Below are 5,622 nucleotides of genomic sequence, written 5' to 3' on the forward strand. Positions count from 1 at the left end.
CATTTGTAAATGACATCAAGTAACGGCGCGGTCTTTTTTCTTGGCCGCCTTATTTACTGTAATGCGTTACAGTAAATAATTATCGTAACGCGTTATAAAAAAGCTTGACATTTATTATTGTAACGCGTTACAATAAATCAACATAAACGCACCGGGAGATTGAAATGATAGATTCAGCCGACAAAGCCACTATTGATCTGTTTCAAGGCCAAGAAAAACGCCGAGGTCGTCCGGTTACCGGTACCGCAAAAACTAACGCCGAGCGTATGCGCGCATATCGTAAAAACCGGAAAGAACAGGGCGTTCGTGTCGTGGTTCAGCGTCCAGCTGATTTAGATCAATTGATAGACGATGAAAGCAATCTTTATCGTCAGCTTGAGGTTCTGCGTCAAGAGCGAGACGAGGCTCTTAAGCGCGTTACTGAGCTTGAAAAGCAATTGCAAGTTGAGGTTATTACTAATCGCGGTTTGACTCGACAGGTCGATGAGTTTAAAGCCATAACCGCTCAACTTAGGGTTAATCACAAAGCCCAGGCTACAAAGCATAAAAACGAAAAATACAAGCTGACTGAGTGTATCGGCCAGCTTGAGCGTAATCGTGATTTGGCTGTAAAATTGTTAAATGGGTTCCTTGATGAGTGTCGCGATTATGCTTCGGTGCTGCCTCCAGAGTCCTGGGTTAATTCGGTTCGAGTTTTCTTGTGTAGGGAATTGCCGTAACGCGTTATACAAAAGTAATATCTGATTCAGCTATATAGTATAAATTAATGTAACGCGTTGCATTAATTACGGTTATTATAAATGACACAGTAATTTTGTCTTATTCGGTACAATGTAGATGGCAACTTCATTAAAAAATAAGTAGAGGCTTTCTTTATGATTAATTACGATCAAGACTTTTATAGCTGGACTCAAGAGCAGGCCGCCTTGCTTAAATCTGGCCGCTTGAATGAGCTTGATATTGAAAACTTAATTGAAGAGGTAGAAACAATGGGGCGTAGTGAAAAGAGGGCGCTTGAAAGCCGATTATCCGTCCTTTTGCTGCATTTACTTAAATGGCATTATCAACCGTCCAGGCGTGGTAATAGCTGGCACTTTACTATTACTGAGCAACGCTTGAAGTTTCAAAAAGTGCTTGCTCAGAATCCTGGTTTGAAATCTGAAATACAGTCCATCTTATCTGATGCTTATGAATACGCCGCTTTAAAGGCAACACATGAAACCGGCCTACGCCCTGACACCTTCCCGAGTGAATGCCCGTGGACATTAGAGCAACTTAGCGATAAAACCTATTTTCCTGATTAAATTGTTAGGGTCTCCATGTAGACAGACCGCAGGTCGTCGCGGCGTAAGCAACTGGCCGCAGGTCATTTAACTGTCCAAATAACCGGCCAACGGCCCAACAGCGCATGTTGAATGGCTCAATCGAATTATCGTAACGCGTAACGATAATTAATCAATCGGCTGCGCCATTCCACACATAAACAACCGCTGTAAACGCCTTAACTCATACAGATAGGGGCAGGGAATCAGCCCCGTTTAGGTTTTATATAATTTCCATTTCGATTTTTTAAAGGCTAGTGCTAGGATACTAACGGAAAGAGTCGTTCTAAATATTCCGAGGTATCAATATGGGGTTGCATGATCGCGATTATTATCGAGAAAAACATAAAAGAACATCGTCTAAGCAAGGCTATAGTAATAATTGGCCCATACAACCTGTCAAAACTAGGGCAACGTTTAAGCACTTTGTATCTTCCATTATCTTGCTTGGAGCGCTTTTTTACTGGGGCAATGTCTTTCTCGATAAAATAAAAGCGAATAAAACAATAGGTTCCGAACCTATTATAAAAATTCCATATTTTGCAAGCTCTAAGATTCCCGATTTAATACCCGGTGGTATTGTTTTGCAAGCAGATAGAAATGGTCACTTTAGAGGGACGGCTTTGATAAATAATGTTTCGATGCCATTTATGATTGATACTGGCGCAACACAAACAGTTATACCTACAAGTATGGCTGCTGCCGCTGGCTTGCCTTTTGGACGCTTAATTCAATCGGATACGGCAGGCGGTCAAGTTTTAGAGCAAATGACTCATATAGATAGTCTAAGAATAGGTTCGGCGGTAATAAACAATCTTGATGCTGGCATCAACCAGCATCTTAATGAAGTACTTATCGGCATGAACACTTTAAAGTATTTTCATATAACCCAAAGTGTAAATAAATTAACGCTGGTTGCTTTTACTGATCCCAATCAAATAGCAGCTATAGAAAATCAGTTACCATCACAAATCTTTCCGCAAACTGAACCTCAAAGACAGTCACTTTCATCCGACCAACCACATAAAAACACAAAAAAGACTTGGAAAAAAACAGTTGTTTGTGAGGGTGCGCACTGTAAGACCATTTACGATTGATTTTAAATGCGTTAATTCAAATTGATAGGGATAGGGCATCAGCTATCGATAATATTTTCGTCTATTCCTGAAAATCAACTTTTTAGTGATCTTGACTAGACCGGAAATACTGTAAAGCTTATGTAATTCAGCTTCTAGCTGTCCAATTCGTTCTGCTTCACGCCGCACATTTAACAGATTTTCGGGTCGCCAGCGTTTATTTTTGTGCATTAGTGCGCCTCTGCTAAATACCCAGCCATCCCAGCCAGGGGCGTTAATATATTTCTTGTCCCATAACAACAAAAGGCGCTCGGCCATAACCGGAGCGCCTTCTTTATCCATTCGTTCAATTTCTGGAATATCTACACCGAGTAGTTCGGCGGCTTGCTGCTTGTTGGGCGCGATCTTATTACGCGTATGATAAAAGCTTGTTTTCTTTGCTGCTGCCATTTTTCCGGCTCCATGTTGTTAAAAGCAAGGCTAACGCAAAAACTAGGCCGACAGACATTTCAAGCAATTTAACATAATATACATTATGCGAAGTCTTGGATATTGCGAATAAGCCTAATCGTTAGCGGCACGTTATTTGCCCTAAATAAAATTTCACTTGCACGGAGCCAAAATAATGACCCGATACTACGAATTGCCTACCACATTTTCTGAATGGAGAATCTTTGCGCGTTATACAATGGACGAATGCGTAAGGACGTTTTCAGTCACCCGACGAACGGTTAATAACTGGGAGACGGGAAAAATAGAACCGCCTAGAGCGGTTTTTTTATGCTTAATGGTGTTTTCTGGCCGCCTGGATTTTTTAGGAAAACGCTGGCGTGGGTTTAGAATCACGCCGGATTGCATTGAAGCGCCTAACGGCGATTTTGTACGCAGTGAAGAGATCAACGCTATGAAATACGCTATGCAAGCGCTAGAAATTAACCGACTCAGGCGTTGCCGAATGAATGAAGATGAAAACGGAAAAACTGAATCCTATCAAAATGTTACTTTCATTGATAAAAAAACAAGAATCAATAAGCCCACTACCTTAAAAAGAAAGCATGAAGAAAATAATACTAATGATGGTGATAAGCATAATCGGCCAAAATGGATTAACGGCAGAGAAAGAGCAAAAACCAGACTGGGAAAAAATAGTTAACAAAGGTTTTGAAAATGGAAAAAAAGCAATAATGCAACACACTAAAAAAGCATTAAATCAACCAATAATAAGAGAGAAAAAAAGTATAAGAAAAACAGTGTCTTGCAATAAAGAAGGGAAGCAATGCAAAACAAGTTACGGAGACAAATAACAACGTTAGCTGAAAATTGCACGACACCTAAACGGGGCTGATTCCCTGCCCCTATCTGTATTGATTCAGGCGTTTGCAGCGGTTAATTAGGTGATGAATGGCGCAGCCGATTGATTGATTATCGTTACGCGTTACGGTAATTCGATTGAGCCATTCAACACGCGTTGTTGGGCCGCTGGCCGGTTATTTGGACAGTTAAATGACCTGCGGCCAGTTGCTTACGCCGGGACGACCTGCGGTCTGTCTGCATTAATCATCTACTCGGGATAAAAAGCGTTATCGGTTATTTGCTCGAATGTCCAGGGGCACGACTCAGGAAAAACTTTAATACTTAACTGTGTTTCGCGCGATGCTTGGATGATAGCGAATTTATAAGCTTTGAATAATATCTCATCTAGCTTTGGTTTTAAACCTGGGTTTTCTTCTAAGGTTTCCTCGAATTTCAAGCGCTGCTCGATAATAGACAACTCCCAACTTCTACCACGCCTTACATCCTGATACTTCCATTTTAGAAGATGCAATAACAATACGGTTAACCGGCTTTCAAGTTCTCGCTTTTCACTTCGCCCCATTGTTTCTACTTCCTCTATAAGGTTTTCAATGTCCAAGTCATTTAAACGCCCGGCTCTTAATAAGGCGGCCTGCTCCTGAGTCCAGCCGTAAAAATCTTGATCGTAATTAATCATAAAAAGCCCTCGGCTTGCTTTAAGTTAAATTCAGTATACCAAAAAATAAAAGAATGTCAAGTTTTATTATGATAATTATCATAATATGATATTACGGTAATATCATATTATCGTAATCGTAATATCATAATTATGATAATATTGCTTGACAAGACTCTATCGTTATGAAATAATAAAGCTGTCATCAAAAGTTAACCGGGAGAAAAAGCCATGAACAACATTAGCCAAATCAGCAAAGCCAAACGCCTAACTGAAGAAGAAGTACATACAGCAGCCGAAGAACTAAAAGAGAACGGCGTAAAGGTCAGCAGCATCGAGGTTTACAAATTCCTTGGCCGGGGTTCGCTGACAACAATTACAAATTTCTTAAAGACCTGGAACCAAGAGGAAACCACCAACACCCTGCCCGCGTTGATAAGTTTGCCGGAATCACTAGGCAAGGCAGCAGAACAGCTCATCATCAAGCTATGGGCAGAATCACAAATATTGGCTGAGAAAGAAATAAGCAGTCAACGGGAAGCTTTACGGCAAGCAGAAGTATTAGCCGCTGAGAAGATAGCAGAAGCCGAAGCGTTCAGCGAAGAACAAGCTTCACAGATCGAAGCGCTAGAAACGAAAATTGAACGTCTTTATACCGAAAATAATGAACTAAAAAAAGCTATCGATATAGAACAAGACGAAAGACATAAAGCCGTTTGCGAAAAGGCCGTATGCGAACAAAAACTGAACGAAGCCGAAAAACGATTTGATTATGTTAACGCCGCATTAATTGAGCAGCAAAAAGCCAATCAAAAGTTAACCACTGAAAATATCACCTTAAAAGAAAAGCTTGAAGCGGATATAAAAAAGCTGGAAAAATCAGAAGATAACTTAAAAAAAGCCAAAGAAAGGGCAATATCCCAAGAAGCGGAAAACAAAAAAGCCGAAATTAAGACCGAGGTACAAAGAAACCAAATTGATCAACTCGTTATAGAGTTGAAAGATCAAAAAGAACTTACCGCTAAAGAAGCAAGCGACAACAAAGCATTAAGAGAAAAAGCGGCCAAGCTGGAGGGCGAACTAATGGCCTGGAAAGAAATAAAGCCAGGAGCAAAAAAAACTACCTTGGCCAAGTCAGAAAATAAACCAGTGACAAAAAACCAAAAAGCTACGGAATTTAAACAAACTGAATGGCCAGAGTAAAAAACCGGGGGTTTTCTATCCAGATACCGTTACTATCTGGATAGAATATTTA

General features: G+C 40.5%; 7 protein-coding genes. 5 read left to right on the forward strand and 2 right to left on the reverse strand.

Annotation, left to right across the window (positions count from 1 at the left end; all coding sequences use genetic code 11):
* Positions 1–164: 164 nt before the first annotated feature.
* From B0F88_RS19035 to B0F88_RS19045, 3 genes are all read left to right on the forward strand, one after another.
* A complete protein-coding gene (locus B0F88_RS19035; RefSeq protein ID WP_104425519.1) occupies positions 165–719 on the forward strand; it encodes a hypothetical protein in 555 nt (184 codons plus the stop codon).
* A 156-nt stretch (positions 720–875) separates the two neighbouring features.
* On the forward strand, positions 876–1,304 hold the full coding sequence (locus B0F88_RS19040) for a DUF29 domain-containing protein (RefSeq protein ID WP_104425520.1): 429 nt from the start codon (positions 876–878) through the stop codon (positions 1,302–1,304).
* A gap of 326 nt (positions 1,305–1,630) precedes the next feature.
* Complete coding sequence (locus B0F88_RS19045) at positions 1,631–2,419, forward strand: retropepsin-like aspartic protease family protein (RefSeq protein ID WP_104425521.1); 789 nt, start codon at positions 1,631–1,633, stop codon at positions 2,417–2,419.
* A gap of 42 nt (positions 2,420–2,461) precedes the next feature.
* Here B0F88_RS19045 and B0F88_RS19050 read toward each other — a convergent pair whose 3' ends face one another.
* Complete coding sequence (locus B0F88_RS19050) at positions 2,462–2,848, reverse strand: hypothetical protein (RefSeq protein WP_104425522.1); 387 nt, start codon at positions 2,846–2,848, stop codon at positions 2,462–2,464.
* 175 nt (positions 2,849–3,023) lie between these two features.
* Here B0F88_RS19050 and B0F88_RS19055 point away from each other — a divergent pair, with 175 nt between their 5' ends.
* Positions 3,024–3,551, forward strand: coding sequence for a hypothetical protein (locus B0F88_RS19055; protein WP_146083373.1), 528 nt, complete (start codon positions 3,024–3,026; stop codon positions 3,549–3,551).
* 408 nt (positions 3,552–3,959) lie between these two features.
* Here B0F88_RS19055 and B0F88_RS19060 read toward each other — a convergent pair whose 3' ends face one another.
* Complete coding sequence (locus tag B0F88_RS19060) at positions 3,960–4,388, reverse strand: DUF29 domain-containing protein (protein ID WP_104425524.1); 429 nt, start codon at positions 4,386–4,388, stop codon at positions 3,960–3,962.
* A gap of 210 nt (positions 4,389–4,598) precedes the next feature.
* On the opposite strand from B0F88_RS19060, the gene B0F88_RS19065 reads away from it, so the two are divergent.
* Positions 4,599–5,570, forward strand: coding sequence for a DNA-binding protein (locus B0F88_RS19065; protein ID WP_104425525.1), 972 nt, complete (start codon positions 4,599–4,601; stop codon positions 5,568–5,570).
* Positions 5,571–5,622: the final 52 nt, after the last annotated feature.

Source organism: Methylobacter tundripaludum (genome assembly GCF_002934365.1).
Taxonomy (GTDB): Bacteria; Pseudomonadota; Gammaproteobacteria; order Methylococcales; family Methylomonadaceae; genus Methylobacter_A; species Methylobacter_A tundripaludum_A.